Genomic DNA, 17,459 nt, shown 5'->3' with positions numbered 1-17,459 from the left:
GGGGCTTTAATGATCGCACAAGTATTGCGCAATTAATTAGAGGCCCCTTATTTTTCGCAAGAAAATAACATCGCTGTGGACAAACTGGAGCTCAGCCCCCAGAGATCGAGCCAACCACTCAAAAGTATTCACACTAAAAAAGCAAATATGTGTCGGATCTCTGATGTAATGCCAGTTCGCAAAACGCTCAGCAGAAATAACCAGCTTCGTCATCAGGGCCATTACACCTCCAGCGCGCAACCTCTGCCAAAGACTCTCAATTTCCACCCCGGGCTGCACGAGATGTTCAATCACCTCAGTTGCAACTATGAAATCGTAACTCCTATGCAGCGCCTTTCGGGCGGGCATGTAAAAGTAATCATATAAATCCACTCTATGCCCGTTTTCCGCCAGAATTTTAGCTAGCAGAGGGGCCGGACCACAACCGAAGTCCAACCCATGACAGGGGCTTTCCAATTCTTTGAGCAGGGGCTGTGCGCAGCGACTGAGGAATTGGCGATAACCTTCATCTTCCATCGAATTCTCATGAAGGTCGTAGTAGGCTCGCTCTTTATCGGGCGCCAAGTGGAATTGCGAAGGAACAAAAACGAGGTCGCAGTTATCACATTGGTAATAACTGCGAAACTTATCCTTATGGTAAAGCTGTGCCGCACGATGGCGGCACAGGGGGCACTGGAGTGACAATTTACGCTACTGCCGCACCAGACTCGGCATTACCCTTTGCATGCTGCAGAACATTACCCTCCGTGATCGAAATCTTTCTCGGTTTCATCGCTTCAGGTATTTCACGCACCAATTCTATATGTAGCAGCCCATTAGCTAATTTTGCATCGGTCACTTTTACATGGTCTGCGAGTTGAAAACGTCGCTCAAAATTTCTTGCAGCGATACCACGATGCAAATAATTTCCCTGACTATTGCTTTCTGGTTTCGTACCACTAACCACCAAGCGATTCTGCTCCACTTGAATATCGAGTTCCGATTGCTCAAAACCGGCGACAGCCATGGTGATTCGATAGCTATCCTCACCAGTTAATTCTATATCGTAAGGGGGGTAGGAAGGCTGCTTTTGCTCGCTGGTTGTCATCGCATCGAGAAGGCTGGCCATACGGTCAAAACCGATTGCTGAACGGTAAAGTGGAGAAAAATCAAAATTACGCATTATCATATCCTCAATTCAGAGCAATATCTAAGAGTGTATCCGTCAAATGACCGGATGCTTTCCAGAGGCACTTATCAATCAAGCTACCGCCTGTATAAAAGAGATGCGGGCAGGATTTTTTTATTCAAGGGTAAAAGATAAATTTTATGCCAGAAACTACCAAAAACCCTCAAAGGTCTAGTCTCAGAGGTTTTATCGGCATCCAGCTCGATAAAAAGACACAAGAATACTTAAACAAGTTAACTACCCTTATCAAGCGCGAGCAAAACACCAAATTATTTGCCAATGTCCGCTGGACAGCTCTAGAAAACCGCCATATAACCCTTTGCTTTCTCGGCCAAATCCCAACTGAAATAATTCCAGCGCTAAAAACCGGCTTGACCTCTATAGCCCAAGGCACCACGGAGCTGGAAACCAACCTATTTAAACTTGGCACATTCCCCGGAAATTCCTCCCAGCTAATCGCTGCAGAACTCGCAGCTACGGAACAATTGCTGACCCTGCAGCTATCCGTTAAATATCTCATAGAGAGTCTATCCATATCGACTGAAAGCAGCTCCTACCGCCCGCATATCACCCTGTGTAGAAGCAAGAGAAAATTTCAAGGTTTTTCTCCTATTGAGCTTGACCACCCCCTAACACTCAACAATATTACACTTTATCAAAGCCGCCCCAGCCCTATCGGCAGTTCTTACACAGCACTGCAAACAGTCCCGCTGCAGCCGCAATAAACATCCAGCGCAAAAGTAAAATCAAACTGATAACTCTGAAAACTTCATGTCAAATATCCTAAAAGTAAAAAGCGAGCCAGAGGCTCGCCTTTTACTTTGCTGTGAAGCTGAAAAATCAGTTCAGCTCTGCCAGTACATATTCAGGATACATAACCAGCCTTGGTCGAGAGAGGCGCCGGGCATCAAAAATAAAGACATAGCGAGCCCCATCATCTTCCGCCGGAATCGTGCGGCGGAATTTCCAGGTATTAATTTTATAAGTTTGGCGACCTGACTCAACCGTAGTCACCAGACGATATTGATTTTCCCCTAAGAACTCAAAGGGTACTCTTTCACCCCCGACTGGTCGCAACTCAAGATTGTGGAAGGTTTGCCTGTCATTGCTCTCCTCATCAGCCAAGAGAGTGTTAAGACGCGCCGTTTCCTGCCTTACATAATCTAATAAGTCCGAGTCGATCTCACGCTTGGCAGCAACTTCCACTTTAGCGGGCTCTTCACGTTTCGGCGGCTCAACCTGTGCCCGGATTTTAGGGGGCTTGGGCTTCTCTGAAGTAGCTGCGGCCCGCGCCATTGCAGCCCTCCTCTCTGAGGCCTCGGCCTTTGCCAGCATATCGTCTACCATTTTGCTGATCTTATCCTGCTGGGCAGAGATCTTGGCTTTGGCATCGGCAACTGCCTGCTTTTCTTCGAGCAGTTTTTGCTGTAACTGCTGATGATTTTCCTTGATGAATTCAAGGCGGCGAGAACGGCTATCCACTCCTCTCTCAGCCATAGCAAATGCATGCTTGGCCTTCTTTAAGCGGCGCTCAGCATCAGAGTTGGGGCTTGACTCGTAAGCGCGGGTCGCCTGATTGAGTTCCTGGCGACTCGCTTCGTATTCCAGGCGCAGGTCATCGAGAGATTTTTGAGCCTGCTCGAGCTTATATTCATAGGACAGCAGTTCATTTTCGACATCCTCAAGACCAACGGTCCTGTTCTCGAGAGACTGCTCCAGCCGCGCAAGACGGTTTTTCTCCGCCGTGAGGGGCGTCTGCGCTTGTGCCACTGCCCCACCCATTACTACTAAGCCCGCTAAAAGAAGCGAGCAACAACGCTTTACCGCCATCGTCCTGAACCCATTTCTCGAATTGATGTGTTTCGTATGTTGGAAGCGCAGCTGCTCTAGGTACTGTGTCAGAGTGAAGCTTCTGCGCAATGCGGTCAATTTTACGCAGGGAGCAAGCTATCGGCAATGACCTTGCGTCCACCTGAGCCAACCAGATGACCAATAAACCTCAAAATCCATAACTTCATGTCACTACTGTGACCAGGCATCAAAATTTATGTGAATTTTTTCTGTAATAGCGCTTGATTTTTTTTTTAGCGGAAGCATTATGGATAGCAGGGAGAAGATCGCTGGACTCAGCGGAAACCCGACCCGGACGTAAAACACCCTAAGCTGCATAGTCAGCAAACAATCGTTGCGATTCCGGCGGCTCGGCGCTTCAACTGCAGCCTCGAACCCTCCCACCAGGGCGCCCTACCTTCTTTACAGCAAACCGCAAAAGCGGCCTGCATGGTTTCTTTTAACCGGAGGTATGTGCCCATGAAATCAGCGCCTAACGATAACATTGTGTTCCGCGACATCGACAAGTCAGCCGCTCTGGCGACTACCGTATCTAAAAAGTTACATAAGCTGGAACGTTATTGTGGCGACATCATACATAGTCGCGTAGTCCTCGAAGCTCCCCATCAGCACAAAACCAAAGGCAGGCACTTCAAAGCCTCCCTAGAACTTGCAATTAGTGGCAATCCCGTGACTATTAGCAGTGAAAACGAGTCAATACATCGAGCAGTAAACGACACATTTGCCTCCGCCGAACGCTGCCTGAAAGAGCGCAGTGAACGCAAGAAAGCTCGGCGACACCAGGCCCTACACGAAGTCGTAGAAGAGCCCAGTTAAAGACTGTTAATCACAAAAAAGGCGGCATTCCTGCCGCCTTTTTTATTTCTTAACCGCTACAGGACCATTTTGCCATGGTAGTAGAGGCACCTAACCCTCAACCGGGGTCCTCATTGTTACAAACTCCTCAGCGGCGGTTGGATGGATACCGATCGTTGAATCAAAGGTCCTTTTGGTTGCCCCCGCCTTCAGAGCAACAGCCATACCCTGAATAATCTCCCCCGCGTCATCTCCGACCATATGCACCCCAATCACCTTGTCACTAGAGGCATCTACAACCAGCTTCATCAGCGTCCGCTCTGTATTGCCACTCACCGTATGACGCATAGGCCTGAATTCAGACTTATAAATATTGACGTCAAGGCCCGAGTCCCGCGCCTCCTCTTCTGACAGCCCCACAGTACCGATATTCGGCTGACAGAAAACCGCGGTCGGAATATTGTTATAGTCAATTTCAGCCGTTTCTCCTGTACGCCAATGCTTCACCAAAGCCATAGCCTCTGCCAGCGCGACAGGAGTAAGTTGGGGCTCACCGGTTACATCCCCCAGAGCATAAATTGACTGTACACTGGTCCTGAAATTGTCATCGACAGAGATTGTTCCATCCCTGTGCAATACAACCCCTAACTCTTCCAAACCCAAACCCTTGGTATTGGCGGCTCGCCCAGTCGCATAGAGGACCATATCTACATTAATACTGGAACCATCACTGGCGTGAGCCAGCAAGCTACCATCCTGGAGCTTCTCAATAGATACAATGCTGTGATTAAACTTAAGGTCGATATTTTTCTTCAGCATTTCGTCGCGAACAAAAGTGCGAATGTCACGATCGAAACCCCGCAAGAATAAATCCCGCCGATAGGAGAGGTGCACATCCGCTCCCAGGCCCGCAAAGATGCCTGCAAACTCGACAGCTATATAGCCACCACCAACAACCAAAACTCGTTGGGGAAAAGTTTCCATTGAGAAAACTTCGTTAGACGTCAGCGCAAATTCTCGGCCGGGGATATCTGGGACAAATGGCCAGCCCCCAGTCGCTACTAAAATGCGCTCTGCGGTAATTTCTTTACCGTTAACAACAACACTATGGGGCCCCTTGATGCTGGCCCTCCCGTCCAGAATTTCCACACCAGAGGTTTCCAGCAGATTGCGATAGATTCCATTGAGCCGACCGATTTCTTTCGCGTTGTTGTCCCGCAAGGTCGGCCAATCAAACTCGACTTCCCCGCTATTCCAACCATAGGCACGGGCATCTGAAAAATCTGACGGATAACCGCTCGCATACACAAAGAGTTTTTTGGGAACACAGCCTACATTTACGCAGGTTCCACCCATATAACGATCTTCAGCAACCGCAACCTTCATACCTTGCGCAGCGGCCATTCTGCCTGCACGTACGCCGCCAGAACCCGCCCCGATGACAAACAGATCAAAATCATACTCAGCCAAAATAAACTCCCACTCAGTTATGTTTTCGAATAACTTTTAAACAGCCTAACATCAAGTTCAAAGTGAACAACCATTTCAAGCTGACAATTCTTACTTAATAATCATTGACACTTGACTTCGCATTGGATATTCATGTGACCGCTGTCACAGATATCAGCCCGCCCAAGGAAATTGCACAACAAAAAAACCTTAGGCGGATAAAATAACAGCCACTAATAAGAGCAAAACCTATGGGCAATAATATGAAATACCCAATTGCAGTGATGCAGCGCGCCCTATTGCTTACCTGTCTACTGCTCATCAGCAATTTAAGCAGCGCAAAGTCTCACCCTTCTTACCTGTCAGAAAAATACTGCGGCGATGTGGTAGAACAGTTTGTCGGCTCAGGCATGCGCAGCCTCGACAAGTATATCAACCACAACTTCAACCCCGAATACACCGGGGGAATTCGCAATACGATACAGTTTCTGGAGCAGAGATTAGACTGGTTGAGTGAGTGTAATGACTACTTGACGGACACCACACAAAGCTCGGTATTTCACAGCGAAGACGATACACAGAAAATCTTTACCGCTATTAAAGAATTGGCCAAGGAACTCCAACACGTTCGGTCTGGAGTTGAATATCGGGATGAATCGGGAAATAACAACCCCGCTCCTTTCATACAGCGCCGCTATGAGACCCTGGCCCAACTGGTTGACCGACATCACACACGCATGTTGATGAAAAAACAGTTTCAATAAGCCTCTGGCATGGGAGGGCAGACTCCTGCCCCTCTCAATTCGAAAGCCAAATAAGCACCTATCAACCCAAAGGCTATTCGGTATCCGCCCTGCGGACCTTACCTTCTTTGCGCTGACTAAGTCCAACCATAGAAAATAACTCAGGCATTTTCTCTTTAAGGCCACCGCCAATCCGAGCCATAACTGTTCGCAAGCGCGGCCGCTGCTTTTCGGTAAAAGGAATGGGCCGGCAAGTTTGCATGGTTGCCAGGCCAATACGAGCAACAAATAAGCTCGCACCTACCCCCTGCCCCAAGCGCACAGAAACTGTGCTGAGCATGCTATCACCAACCAGTTCCGGCCATATTTCACTGATTGCATATTCGCTGGCACCGCTGTAAGCAACCAATGACAAAACTCTTTTGAACAGGCGCCACCTCACGACCACCGACGGTCTCACACCATAGATCTGTGCAATATCATCAATCATTCGCAACGACTGTCTCAACGCAACCAGAATATCGATGCTGGCAAAGGGGCTCAGCCCCACCAGAGCGCCGGTGCTGGTTGAATGTCGTACAACTCTTCTTAGGGCCTCCTGGTCAAGGGCATTTAAGAAGGTGACCTCCAAATGCTGTAACAGCTCACTGCTATCGTAGTAGTCCGCCGCCTCATCCAGAACCCGATTGAGAAGTACGCCTTGGGGCTTACCGGCAAAATGTTCCTGTAAATTGCGTCTGAACACTTGCGCCTCTTGGTGGCCTCGGCAATCCCGAACTTCTATAGCCAGTGTCTGAGTTTTCTCAAGCTTACCCAGCGGACGCCCAGCTCGGAAAAACTCCCACACGGAACTGGCTATAATCCCGAATAAGCTCGCCATCAAAATGCCGACTAAAACGCCCAGTCCCCAGTGTTTTTCGGCCGCCCATTGATAGAAGCCGTGAAACTCCCATGCAATCACGGCTACTACAACCGCAAGCGCAGAGAGAAGCGCAGGCTTCAACCACTTAAAACGGAAAGAGGGTAAGCGCAACTCTGAGAAAGCGATCCTGTCAGGAAGTGACTCTCCCGTAGTAATTGATCTGGGTATCTCTACCGACTCATCTGCGAGTGATTCCACCCAGGTGGTATCTCTGTGTGGAGCTTCCTGTCCCGGCTCATCCAACGACTCAATACGGGTCTCACGTCGATGTGCGGTACTTTTCTCACTGTTAATCAAACCTTATCTCCCAGCAGAAGATTCAAAAGGGCATCCACTCGAATGTGCGGAATATGTCCTGCCTGCATTCCCACTGGCGGCCTTAACTGTGGCGGTGCGGCACCGGCATAGTGGCTCCAGCCCTGGTCCTCATAGGGGAGCTGGGAAAAGATCTCCGCATTTTCAAAGCCTAAATATTGACCCTGCAAATCGTACCCCATCAGCATCCTCCTTCCATTCCTCTGCCCCTCTCTGGAGCAGCGCACCGCCGCGATCGCCTCGCTAAACACCGGTAAACCTCGGTGGCGGGCGTCGGAGAAAGCCTGTTGCAATTGTTGTCCAAGAAGTTGTCTCAGGGCATCGTGATCGGCGGCAAGCACCTGATCCACTTTTGTGGCAGCAAAGAGGAGTCGATTAACTTTGGGGCGCCAAAGTTTGCTGATAACTCCTGACTCACCATAGCGAAAAGTATCGGCAAGATGAGTGAATGCCAGGCGCATATCTTCCAGGGACTGCTCACCAGCAAATAGGGCGCCAATCATATCAACCAGTACCAGCTGTCGATCGAGGTGCCGAAAATGGCTGTCGACGAAAGGCCTCACCTGATTTTTTACGTAGCGATCGTACCGCGCCTGCAAGATCTTAAAAACGCTACTCTCCGGCAATGCGGCTAACTGTGCAGGATCTAGTCCACGCAAATCGAGAAGTGGCACTACTCCATATGCCTCTTCATCCAAAAGCGCTCTGCCAGGTTGCAAGTAACTGAGGTTGAACCTGGCTCGACAATTCAGGAGAAATCGACGGTATCCCACCCATAATTCATCCAGATCAACTTCATCTGCACTCGCCTGCGGTGACAATGCCGCCAGCTGAGCTGCCAACTCAGGAGCAAGCTTTGAGCGCGCATCAGTGGAGAGTAAATGTGTTTGATGACGACACCATTCCGCATAGTCCATACGCAGCAGTGGCAGGTCCATCAACCACTCGCCAGGGTAGTCACGTAACTCTACTACCAACGTCTTTCTTCCGGCCTTTCGGAAGCGACGCCGACTGCGCAAATGGATGTGCAACTCCATCGCCGAAGCTTCTCGGGTACTTTGAGGCCAGCTGGGCAGCTCAGCCATAAGCGCCGACAGGCAGGTTTCATAGTCAAACGGGTTCAGGCCAGAATCCAGTGCCGGTTTCAGCTCAGCGCCCAGCAAATCGCCATTGAGTGCTGGAGCAAAACCGGGTAACTGGGATTTTTCTGGGTTGCTGAGTTGGTAAATCAGACTGGTAAGAAACGTGGATTTGCCGGCGCCACTGAGCCCAGTGATACCGATGCAGATGCGTCGGTCCAATAGACGCTCTGTTGCCCAATGAGATTTATCCTGGGCCTCTCGGCCCCAACGGCGCAACTTTTCTTTTAAACGTGGACGGGATTGACTCTCAGTATGCACAGAGTCCTCGTGTTCCATCGACACACACTCTGTCAATTTGGGTTCCATATAAAGATAACTTCCGGAAATGGGAATAGTGGGGATGAAAGATATGCCAGAGTCTCCCCTAGACGAAATGGGCGCACAGCCTTAGAAGCCATGCGCCATAATTGAACCGGGGCTATGATGCCACCGCTTAATCGACTAATGCGACGTCCCCAGATCCCATTATCGAGAAGGAGTCACTTCCCGGCCGTTTCAAGACGATATCGCCAGATCCCATGATTGAACCCTCGGCATTGTCCGAGCGCAGGCTACGGCCTATAAAATCACCAGATCCCATAATGCGAACGTTCACATCGGCAACTCGCCCGCCAACCAACAAATCACCTGAACCTTGAATCTCCGCTTTCAAGCTCTCACCGGTTATGCTGCTTATCTTCATGTCGCCGGAACCAGTGACTGCAACCTCTCCGCTAACGGTCAATGCCTTATTGAGAAACAGGTCGCCAGAGCCAGTAACATAAGCCTTCAAATTTTCTGATGCGGCCTTGTCAATATTAATCACCCCTGAGCCTGTCACCCCCAGAGTCAGATCTTCACTCTCAATACTGGAGGATCTGGCCTCACCTGAACCCGTCACTTTTAGTGACTCAATCTCGGGCATAGTCACTGTAAAGTTGACTTCACCACCCTGCCCTCGGGAGATGGTGACAAACCCAAAAAGATTCTGTGTATTCTCCTCGACCGATAGCTCCAGCCTTTGCCCTTTTACCTCAACTTTGACGTAAGGCATTGTGCTGACTGGCCCAACAGCTACCACTTCAAAACTGTCGCCTTGAATCAACTTCAGGTGAGAACTTCCTTTAAGTGACACCTGATTGAATCCTTTCACATCAAAACGCTTGGTTTCCATTTCTTCAGCCTGGGTATTGGCGCAATACGTAGCAACTGTGGCGAGCATTACCAACAACGGGGCAAAAAGCGTCTTCTTCAAGTTCATCATTAGAGGAATCTCATCGTTATTACCAGTTCATACACTTATGACTCTATGAACAGGGGATTTGGATGCAGTGTCCCGCAAAAAACTATTGGGACACCATTTGACCAATCAGTCTAAGAATTTATTCTTGCTGACCTAAGCACAGTTTGCCTCGTCAAAACCCAGCTCCTTCAGGGACTGACGAATTTTTTCAGCCTCCTGTGCCAGCTGTTCAGAGGAAGCGGACTTCTGTTTGGAAAAGTCAAAATCCGACAACTCATCCACCGGTATCAAGTGAATATGGGTATGGGGTACTTCAATTCCCGCAATCATCACCCCCACGCGCTTTGGGGAGTAAGTTGCTTTCAGCCCCTTTGCCACTTTTTGTGCAACCCACATCAGGTGAGCAGCCAGCTCCTCCGGCACGTCATCCCAATGATTGATCTCATCAACAGGAATGACTAAACAATGACCAGCTTTGATTGGCGAAATGGTCAAAATAGCTACGACTTTTTCATCCCGCCAAATAAAGTTGCCAGGTAAATCGCCGTTAATAATCTGTGTAAAAATGCTTGCCATAAATTTTCTCAAAAGGTTGAATTTTTTTATTTGGTGCAAGCGTGCAGCATAACACCAAGCAGAAAAAATAAAGTGTAAAGCTTCAGAAAATACTTGCGCAAACGTATATTTTCCCCTTTGGCGAAATAAGCCCCGAATATATGACAACCTGTCGAACAGAATGACAATTTTCTTAAACCAAGTTGGCATACTGAAAGAATATGTCTTAGGCTCGACACCAATTAATGCAGTACCGCCATTGAGCCAATGCACACTGTGCTTGTCGTTACCAAAATACTTTTTCGGCTCTGCGGATAAACTTTAAATCAGTGCCAACTGCTCACCGGGGGGAGAGATATGGAAAGCCTGTTGGATCAGGTTGGTGGTACTAAATTTGTTAACCGTACAGTCAGTGAATTTTACGGTGCTCTCAGCCACCACCTTTCAGCCTACGAGACTTGTGATTTCCGCAAACAGCTAAGTCGCCAAGCCCAGTTCCTTAGCCACGCTTTATCATCCATACCGGAGCCAGACCGAAGTAGTCGTGCTCGCTTTTTAGCCAGGGGGTTAAACCCGGAGCTCTTCGATTCAATGCTTGAGTATTTCGAAGGGCGCCTGTTGGAGTTAGGCTTTCACCCAGACCTCAGTACAAAATTGGTTGCGATCGTAACCAATCTTTATGGCGGTTGTGAACAGGACCTCTCAATCGCTTGCTAATCTTCTTCAGCGGCGCGAACGCACAAGTTGCGGCGCGCCGGCCCTGTCAATACAATTGCGCTTCACAGCCTTTACCCCCCGTTTTATTGCGCAGCGGTAAGCGCTCATTCACATACTCTTTTAAACCAGAGACTATTCATGAAGATTGCCAACCACACAGTTGTGGAGATCCACTACACCCTGAAAGATGCTGACGGAACAGTCATTGATTCCTCAGCTAATGGAGAGCCACTCAAATATCTGCAGGGGGTCGGCAATATCATCCCAGGGCTTGAGCGTGAAATGCTAGAAAAGGCACCTGGAGATAAATTTACCACGGTGATCGCTCCAGAGGACGGTTACGGCGAGCAAAACCCTGAGCTGATCCAGACCATGCCTCGCAGTGCCTTTGGTGGCGTTGAGGAGCTGTCTGTAGGCATGGCATTCCGTGCCGAAAGTAGCGAAGGCCACCCGATTGAAGTGGAAATTATCGACATCGACGGTGACGAAGTCACTATCAATGGTAACCATCCCCTAGCCGGTGTGGAGTTGCACTTCGAAATCGAAGTTGTTTCTGTACGCGAAGCAACTTCCGAAGAGGTTGACCACGGGCACGTGCACTAACCTGCAAGAAATGAAGCGCCGCCACTAAACGCGCGGCGTTTAACCTCTCCTCCTATGTCATTGCCAAACAACATTATCCTTTTCGATAGTATCTGCAACCTGTGCAATAGCTGGAGTCAACTAATACTCAAGCGCGACAGAGAGCAGCGCTTTACCCTGTGCCGAGTGCAGTCCAATGCAGGCCAGCACTTCCTTAAACAGCTGAACCTGCCGCTGGACACTTACCAGACCATGATTTTGCTGGAACGACATGGTGGCACTTACCAATCCTTTTACAAGAGTGAAGCGGCACTGAGAATTGCCAGCCGCCTACCCCAACCCTGGCGTTTATTGGCCATTTTGCGCTACATTCCCCGCCCGGCAAGGGATTGGCTCTACGACTTGGTTGCCCGCAACCGCTATCGCTGGTTTGGTCAACGGGAAAGTTGCCTGCTGCCGAGTGAAGCTGACAAACAGCGCTTTTTGGAAGATGTACCTGAAGAGACCCCAGATGAGCTTGTCTGACCAATATTTACAGCGATTTGGTGGCATCGCTCGCCTGTATGGCGATAAAGCCCTCGAGATTTTATCCTCTGCACACGTAATGGTTATCGGTATCGGCGGCGTCGGCAGCTGGACCGCAGAGGCCCTGGCGAGAAGCGGCATTGGTCAGTTGACGCTAATCGACTTGGATGACGTCTGCATCACCAATACCAATCGCCAGAGCCACGCACTCGTCGATACCGTAGGCCAAATCAAGGTCGAGGTGATGGCTGAGCGCCTCCAGCAGATTAACCCGGAGATTACGGTTCATACGAAAGAGGACTTTATCGCTAATGACAATTTCTCAGAGCTGATCAACCCCGATATACACCCTATCGATGTGGTGATTGATGCAATAGATTCCGCCCGGGTAAAAGCCGCCCTGATCGCTTACTGTAAAGCCCGTAAACTACGCTTGATAACGGTTGGCTCCGCAGGAGGTAAGCGCTCCCCGGATCGCATTGAGTGCGCCGATCTCGGCCGTACAATTAATGATCCGATGCTGGCAAAAGTTCGCCAACATCTATACCGCTTTCACAACTTCCAAAAGAGCCGCAAACGCCAGTTTGGCATTGATGCGATCTTTTCCACCGAAGCAATGGTATACCCGCAGCCAGATGGGCAAGTATGCCAACAAAAGAGCGCAATGCAGGACGGTGTTAAGTTGGACTGCAGTGGCGGCTTTGGTGCCGCAACTATGATTACCGGCACCTTTGGGTTTTTGGCCGCCAACCGGGCCATCGAGCGCATTCTTCAGGCAAAAAGCTAAGCCGGGGTTAATTGAGCCCTCAGCTGATCCCGATAGCGCCTACTCACTGGGATCAGCTGGCCGCCAACCAAGTGAATACGCGCATCGCCACTCTCCAGGGGTTCAATCTCCGCAATAGAGTCCAAGCGCACAATATAGGAGCGGTGGACACGAGCGAATGATCCTGGGTCTAAACGCTCCAATAACTTGGTCATAGTCTCCCGCAGGGGGTAAATCCTATCGCCCAGGTGCAGATTGACATAGTTACCAGCAGCTTCCACCCATTCGATATCCCGCACATTAACCAGAAATTCTTTTCCTAGCTTTTTCACCAGAAGGCGCTCCGGCCTTTCTACTGGCTCAGCAGCATCCCCCTCATCCGGCTCTTCTAATAAGCGCGCCTCACCCTGTAAACGTACCAACAAAAAGCGGTACAAATAAACAGAACTTAAAAGAGCGGCATAGGTTTGAATATCCTTGAGATACTCATAGAAAAATTCTACAAGCCAGTTGCCAAAGTTATAGGAATCATCATTGAGGTGGTAAATGACCGCCCTCATAAACACCATGCCGGAAACGTGGATCAAGGACCAAGGCAAAGTGAAAAACAAATGTATGGCCAAGTTCTGCCGAGCTTTCCCCTTGTGCAGGGAAAAATAGTGATCAAGGAGCAATATCAGCGGAAATAAGATTGCAATCATTAGGATACTGGTTCCCTCCCACACCAGGAATTCCCATGGCTGAAAAATAGAACCCCAGCGGCGGTGATCAAAGTATGCCAAAGCGAACTGAACAAGCCACTGGCCGAAAAAAAAGAGCACCCAGAACCCCACCTCAAATTGTCGCCGATGCACCAAATACTGCTGAACCGTCATTGCTCCTGAACCAGTATAAAAATTCATCGGCAGTCTACCCCCGATTCACCCCCCAAAACCACCACTGGCCCCTAAAACCGTACAAATCGGCACTTTGCGATAGCTAATGGCAATTACTAACGGGAGCATAGCGAGCGACTAAAACAGCCTTGAACGACGAAACCTATGCAATCAATTACGCAGAGACGCCACGATATTGACGCCCTTCGTGTACTAGCCTTTGGCCTACTTATTCTCTACCACCTGGGAATGGCCTATGTCGCGGAATGGGGGTGGCATGTAAAAAGCAGCTACCAAAGCGAGCCACTACAACTGGTAATGCTAGCGGTTAACCAGTGGCGGATGCCGTTGTTGTTCCTGATTTCAGGTGCAGCCAGCTATTTTCTCTTCCACAAGCTGGGCACTGGAGATTACTTACTGAGAAGAATGAAACAGCTATTGATTCCCCTGGCATTTGGAATGCTGGTGGTGGTTCCACCCCAGGCCTACTATGAAGCGCTAAGCAACGGCTTTATTGAGCCTGGATACTTATCATTCCTGCTGAAGTACTTCTCGTTCAGCCCCTGGCCAGAGAATGCCTTTGCTGGGAGTGAGTTTGGCCTGACATGGAACCATCTATGGTATCTACCCTATCTGGCATGCTACGCCCTGGCCCTTATTCCTCTAGCCCTGTGGTTTAAACACCAACGGTGGCTGGGCCGATTCATAGAGAATATTAAATCTTGGCAACTACTAATTCTGCCGCTTGTACCCATGATGGTGTACGGCCTAGTCCTATTTCCGCGCTTTGGTGGGATAAACTATGCCGTCGTCGACGACTGGTACACCCATGCCAGATTTTTTACCTATTTCTTCTGTGGCTACTTGCTGGTCAGCAGTAACGCTCCCTGGGAAATACTGGCAAGACTGCGCAATCGCTTGGTTATTGCAGCGCCCCTCACTTTCGCCCTATATCTATTATTTGATCGAGTACTACCTGATAGCAGTATTCCCGCCCAAGAAAAAATGCTTTTTATTGTTATCTATACAAATCGATGGGTATGGCTCCTGGCCGTTTTAGCCTGCGCTTATCGATTTCTCAATAAGCAATTCCGTTGGTTACCCTATGCCACTGAAGCGGTTTATCCCTGGTATATCCTCCATCAAACCATTACCGTAATCGCTGTGTATCAATTGGGGCAACTCGCTCTGGGGCCCATCCTGGAGCCCTTGCTAGTATTATTAATCACTATTTTCAGCTGCTGGGCTTCATATGAATTTATCATCCGCAGAAATCCAGTTTTGCGGCCGCTGTTTGGTTTAAAACCAATTTCCAATATCGAGCCTATTGCAGTGGAGACCCCCATACCTCGCTCCAGTTAAGTTATTGGGAGGTCTGCTCCACCAGATTCAAAGCACGTTGCAGCAGTGCGTAAAAACCATTGCTGCGCGATTCACTTAAGTGCTTACCGAGTCCCAGCTCAGTAAATAACAGGGAAAGATCTCTCTCTCGAATCTCAGTAGCCGTGCGGCCATCGATTTGTGAAAGTAGTAACGCACCCAGACCTTTTACAACCCTGCTGTCACTTTCCAATCCAAAATAGTGCCTACCACCCTCTGTCCGGTGCGCTAACCAAGCTGCGGACTCACAACCCCGCACCAGGTTTTCTTCGATACGTATCTCAGGCTTTTGGGTAATCGCTTTACTCCACAGTAGCAGCTCCCTGTAGCGCCCTTGCCAGTTGCGCTGAGAGACCAAGCGCTCAAGAAGTAAGAGTGAAAAGTCATCCCTCACCCACTCATCGCTCAATGTGAGGTCGCCCTGTTCGATTAACTTCTGGATCTCACAATACTCCTCCAGTGCCTGTAAAAAGGCCTGGATATCACTGTCGGTATTATAGGCTGCGACTGATGCGCGAACCGTCACCAAATCACCACTTTCTTTACCTAATAATTGCGCACAGTGATGTCCCACTCGTACTGCAATATCACGCTCATCCAACCAATGCATTAAGTCAGCTGCACTGCCATGAACAGGTACAAAGGCAACAATGCCCAAATTGTGGCGGACCTGACTGATAACCCGAAAATTGGGTGACGCTATCAATTCACGGTGCATCCAACGCACTAACTTTTGCTCATGCGCCGCCATTGCCACTCTGTCCTGCCGTCCAAGAAACTCCAGTGCCGCTCCAAGGCCTGCTATTGCCGCCAGGGGAGAAGTGCCCGCCTCAAATTTATGTGGTAATCCGGCATAATGGCTCGTTTCAAATTCTACATTTGAGATCATTTCCCCACCGCCGAGCCAGGGAGGCATAGACTCCAATAAGGCTTCCCGCCCGTATAAAAAACCAATCCCCGATGGCCCATAAAATTTGTGTGCCGAGGAGACAAAAAAGTCACAGCCAATTTTTTGCACATCAATGGCTTCATGGGCTGCCAGCTGGGCGCCATCGACGATCCACATAAGGTGCTTTCTGCGTAGCAATTGCCTCACTGCAGCCAGATCTGGACGCAATCCAAGCGCATTAGAGCCGCCGGTTAAGGAAGCTATTCTTGTGCGCTCGTTGAGGACTTCTCCCAGGCGATCAAACTGGGGAACTCCCGCAACATGGGGCACATACCGCAAGGTCAAATTGAATCGCTTGGCTGCCATCTGCCAAGGGATAATATTTGCATGGTGTTCTGCCGTTGAGATAACAATTTCATCTCCCGGCTCCAAGTTAGTGCACAGGCAGTGTGCCAATAAATTCAATGCCTCAGTAGCGCCACGACAAAATACAATTTCCCGAGTATTGTCGGCATTAACAAACTGTGCAGCTTGGTGGCGCACTCGCTCCACCATTTCTGTGGCCTTGCGCGCTAGACGGTGACTTGAGCGGTGTGTATTGGCATTACTGTGCAAGTAAAAGTCTCGCACAGCATTGATCACAGACTCTGGTTTTTGTGTCGTTGCAGCGTTATCCAGGTAAACCAACCCCTTATTTTCTTCTTGGTTAAAGAGGGGGAAAGCCTTTCTGAAAGATTCAGCGGAAAAACTCATAGGGAAAATAACTTCTCAGTATTTCGACATGTGGCATCAGCGATTTCCTGCACGGAAACTCCTCGTAACTCAGCCAACGCCTGTGCAATTTTAGAAAGGTTTTCGGGGGTGTTACGCATGCCTTGCTGCCCCGAAAGGGGCATATCCGGAGCATCCGACTCGAGCAGTAAACTCTCCAGCGGCATGCACGATATAGCCCGTCGGGTTTTTGCTGCGCGGGGGTATGTAATTGTTCCGCCTATGCCGAGATAAAAGCCGCGTTTCCAATACTCTTGTGCCATTTGCTCACTGCCACTGAAAGCATGGATAACGCCTCCACGGGGCAGCCTGAACTGTTTTAACAGTCTCAGTAATTCATTGTGGGCCCGATGCACATGCAGAATTACTGGGAGGTCCTGGCTACAAGCAATATCCAACTGAATTTTTAGGATATCTTCCTGCTTGCCCATGGCAGTTTTGATAGAGGCGTCCAAGCCGCACTCCCCAACGGCTACACAAGAGTATTCCTCAAGGCTGTCACTGAGCCGCTGCCCCAGCTCCGTCAAACTTTCCTGCCGACACTCACCCTGTGGGACTTTCTCCACCCACCAGGGATGGAGACCGGCAGCCATCATCCAGCCGGGTTGTTCCGATACCAGAGAGCCCAACGATTGCCACTGCGCTTCGCAAACACTCGGAATAATGACCCGATCTATTCCAGCACTGATACACCTTTGCCAGATCTGGTCCCGGTCCTTCGAAAAAGCCTCAAAATCAAAGTGGCAATGGCTGTCAATAAATTTCACTTGTTACACCCGTTAATCGCGCGCA

Annotated in this window: 19 protein-coding genes; 8 read left to right on the top strand and 11 right to left on the bottom strand. The window is 49.5% G+C overall.

The window, feature by feature from the left end:
* Positions 1–36 precede the first annotated feature (36 nt).
* Together BTJ40_RS08400 and BTJ40_RS08395 are read right to left on the bottom strand one after the other, a co-directional pair.
* Positions 37–684: a class I SAM-dependent methyltransferase gene (locus BTJ40_RS08400; RefSeq protein ID WP_108732655.1), complete on the bottom strand. Its 648-nt coding sequence runs from the start codon at positions 682–684 to the stop codon at positions 37–39.
* A gap of 1 nt (position 685) precedes the next feature.
* On the bottom strand, positions 686–1,162 hold the full coding sequence (locus BTJ40_RS08395) for an Hsp20 family protein (RefSeq protein ID WP_108732654.1): 477 nt from the start codon (positions 1,160–1,162) through the stop codon (positions 686–688).
* Positions 1,163–1,308: 146 nt separating this feature from the next.
* Between BTJ40_RS08395 and thpR the strand changes: the two genes are divergently transcribed.
* Positions 1,309–1,893, top strand: a complete 585-nt coding sequence (gene thpR / locus BTJ40_RS08390) for an RNA 2',3'-cyclic phosphodiesterase (protein ID WP_108732653.1) — start codon at positions 1,309–1,311, stop codon at positions 1,891–1,893.
* Positions 1,894–2,008: 115 nt separating this feature from the next.
* On the opposite strand, the gene BTJ40_RS08385 is transcribed toward thpR, so the two are convergent.
* On the bottom strand, positions 2,009–2,938 hold the full coding sequence (locus tag BTJ40_RS08385) for a hypothetical protein (protein ID WP_157953970.1): 930 nt from the start codon (positions 2,936–2,938) through the stop codon (positions 2,009–2,011).
* Between the two features lie 540 nt (positions 2,939–3,478).
* Here BTJ40_RS08385 and BTJ40_RS08380 point away from each other — a divergent pair.
* Positions 3,479–3,835, top strand: coding sequence for an HPF/RaiA family ribosome-associated protein (locus BTJ40_RS08380; RefSeq protein WP_108732651.1), 357 nt, complete (start codon positions 3,479–3,481; stop codon positions 3,833–3,835).
* 90 nt (positions 3,836–3,925) lie between these two features.
* Here the strand turns inward: BTJ40_RS08380 and gorA are convergent, their stop codons facing one another.
* On the bottom strand, positions 3,926–5,284 hold the full coding sequence (gene gorA / locus BTJ40_RS08375) for a glutathione-disulfide reductase (RefSeq protein WP_108732650.1): 1,359 nt from the start codon (positions 5,282–5,284) through the stop codon (positions 3,926–3,928).
* 242 nt (positions 5,285–5,526) lie between these two features.
* Between gorA and BTJ40_RS08370 the strand changes: the two genes are divergently transcribed.
* Positions 5,527–6,027, top strand: coding sequence for a hypothetical protein (locus tag BTJ40_RS08370; protein ID WP_238152169.1), 501 nt, complete (start codon positions 5,527–5,529; stop codon positions 6,025–6,027).
* Between the two features lie 73 nt (positions 6,028–6,100).
* On the opposite strand, the gene BTJ40_RS08365 is transcribed toward BTJ40_RS08370, so the two are convergent.
* The 4 genes from BTJ40_RS08365 to BTJ40_RS22760 all read right to left on the bottom strand — a co-directional run bounded on the left by BTJ40_RS08365 (position 6,101) and on the right by BTJ40_RS22760 (position 10,435).
* On the bottom strand, positions 6,101–7,225 hold the full coding sequence (locus BTJ40_RS08365) for a YcjF family protein (RefSeq protein WP_238152168.1): 1,125 nt from the start codon (positions 7,223–7,225) through the stop codon (positions 6,101–6,103).
* Positions 7,222–8,691 carry a YcjX family protein gene (locus BTJ40_RS08360; RefSeq protein ID WP_108732648.1) on the bottom strand — a complete coding sequence of 490 codons (1,470 nt, stop codon included), beginning with the start codon at positions 8,689–8,691 and terminating at the stop codon, positions 7,222–7,224. Before BTJ40_RS08360 ends, BTJ40_RS08365 begins: the two co-directional genes overlap by 4 nt.
* Before the next feature lie 127 nt (positions 8,692–8,818).
* Positions 8,819–9,628, bottom strand: coding sequence for a GIN domain-containing protein (locus BTJ40_RS08355; RefSeq protein WP_108732647.1), 810 nt, complete (start codon positions 9,626–9,628; stop codon positions 8,819–8,821).
* 132 nt (positions 9,629–9,760) lie between these two features.
* The gene (locus BTJ40_RS22760) at positions 9,761–10,435 is read right to left on the bottom strand and encodes an HIT family protein (RefSeq protein WP_238152167.1); all 675 of its coding nucleotides are present in this window, start codon (positions 10,433–10,435) and stop codon (positions 9,761–9,763) included.
* Between the two features lie 84 nt (positions 10,436–10,519).
* Here BTJ40_RS22760 and BTJ40_RS08345 point away from each other — a divergent pair, with 84 nt between their 5' ends.
* From BTJ40_RS08345 to tcdA, 4 genes are all read left to right on the top strand, one after another.
* Positions 10,520–10,879, top strand: coding sequence for a hypothetical protein (locus BTJ40_RS08345; RefSeq protein WP_108732646.1), 360 nt, complete (start codon positions 10,520–10,522; stop codon positions 10,877–10,879).
* Between the two features lie 138 nt (positions 10,880–11,017).
* Complete coding sequence (locus tag BTJ40_RS08340) at positions 11,018–11,482, top strand: peptidylprolyl isomerase (RefSeq protein WP_108732645.1); 465 nt, start codon at positions 11,018–11,020, stop codon at positions 11,480–11,482.
* A 54-nt stretch (positions 11,483–11,536) separates the two neighbouring features.
* Positions 11,537–11,986, top strand: a complete 450-nt coding sequence (locus BTJ40_RS08335) for a thiol-disulfide oxidoreductase DCC family protein (protein WP_108732644.1) — start codon at positions 11,537–11,539, stop codon at positions 11,984–11,986.
* Positions 11,973–12,773, top strand: coding sequence for a tRNA cyclic N6-threonylcarbamoyladenosine(37) synthase TcdA (tcdA, locus tag BTJ40_RS08330; RefSeq protein ID WP_108732643.1), 801 nt, complete (start codon positions 11,973–11,975; stop codon positions 12,771–12,773). Before BTJ40_RS08335 ends, tcdA begins: the two co-directional genes overlap by 14 nt.
* On the opposite strand, the gene BTJ40_RS08325 is transcribed toward tcdA, so the two are convergent.
* A complete protein-coding gene (locus BTJ40_RS08325; RefSeq protein WP_108732642.1) occupies positions 12,770–13,654 on the bottom strand; it encodes a LytTR family DNA-binding domain-containing protein in 885 nt (294 codons plus the stop codon). The two genes, tcdA and BTJ40_RS08325, sit on opposite strands and share 4 nt — an antisense overlap.
* Before the next feature lie 138 nt (positions 13,655–13,792).
* Between BTJ40_RS08325 and BTJ40_RS08320 the strand changes: the two genes are divergently transcribed.
* A complete protein-coding gene (locus BTJ40_RS08320; RefSeq protein ID WP_108732641.1) occupies positions 13,793–14,989 on the top strand; it encodes an acyltransferase family protein in 1,197 nt (398 codons plus the stop codon).
* A gap of 1 nt (position 14,990) precedes the next feature.
* On the opposite strand, the gene BTJ40_RS08315 is transcribed toward BTJ40_RS08320, so the two are convergent.
* Together BTJ40_RS08315 and BTJ40_RS08310 are read right to left on the bottom strand one after the other, a co-directional pair.
* On the bottom strand, positions 14,991–16,649 hold the full coding sequence (locus tag BTJ40_RS08315; RefSeq protein WP_108732640.1) for an aminotransferase class V-fold PLP-dependent enzyme: 1,659 nt from the start codon (positions 16,647–16,649) through the stop codon (positions 14,991–14,993).
* Positions 16,646–17,434 (bottom strand): TatD family hydrolase, encoded by a 789-nt coding sequence (locus BTJ40_RS08310; protein WP_108732639.1) that lies wholly within the window; start codon positions 17,432–17,434, stop codon positions 16,646–16,648. Before BTJ40_RS08310 ends, BTJ40_RS08315 begins: the two co-directional genes overlap by 4 nt.
* Positions 17,435–17,459 lie beyond the last annotated feature (25 nt).

It is taken from the genome of Microbulbifer sp. A4B17 (assembly GCF_003076275.1).
In the GTDB taxonomy this organism is placed as follows: domain Bacteria; phylum Pseudomonadota; class Gammaproteobacteria; order Pseudomonadales; family Cellvibrionaceae; genus Microbulbifer.
This window is presented reverse-complemented; position numbering and strand designations above follow the sequence as displayed.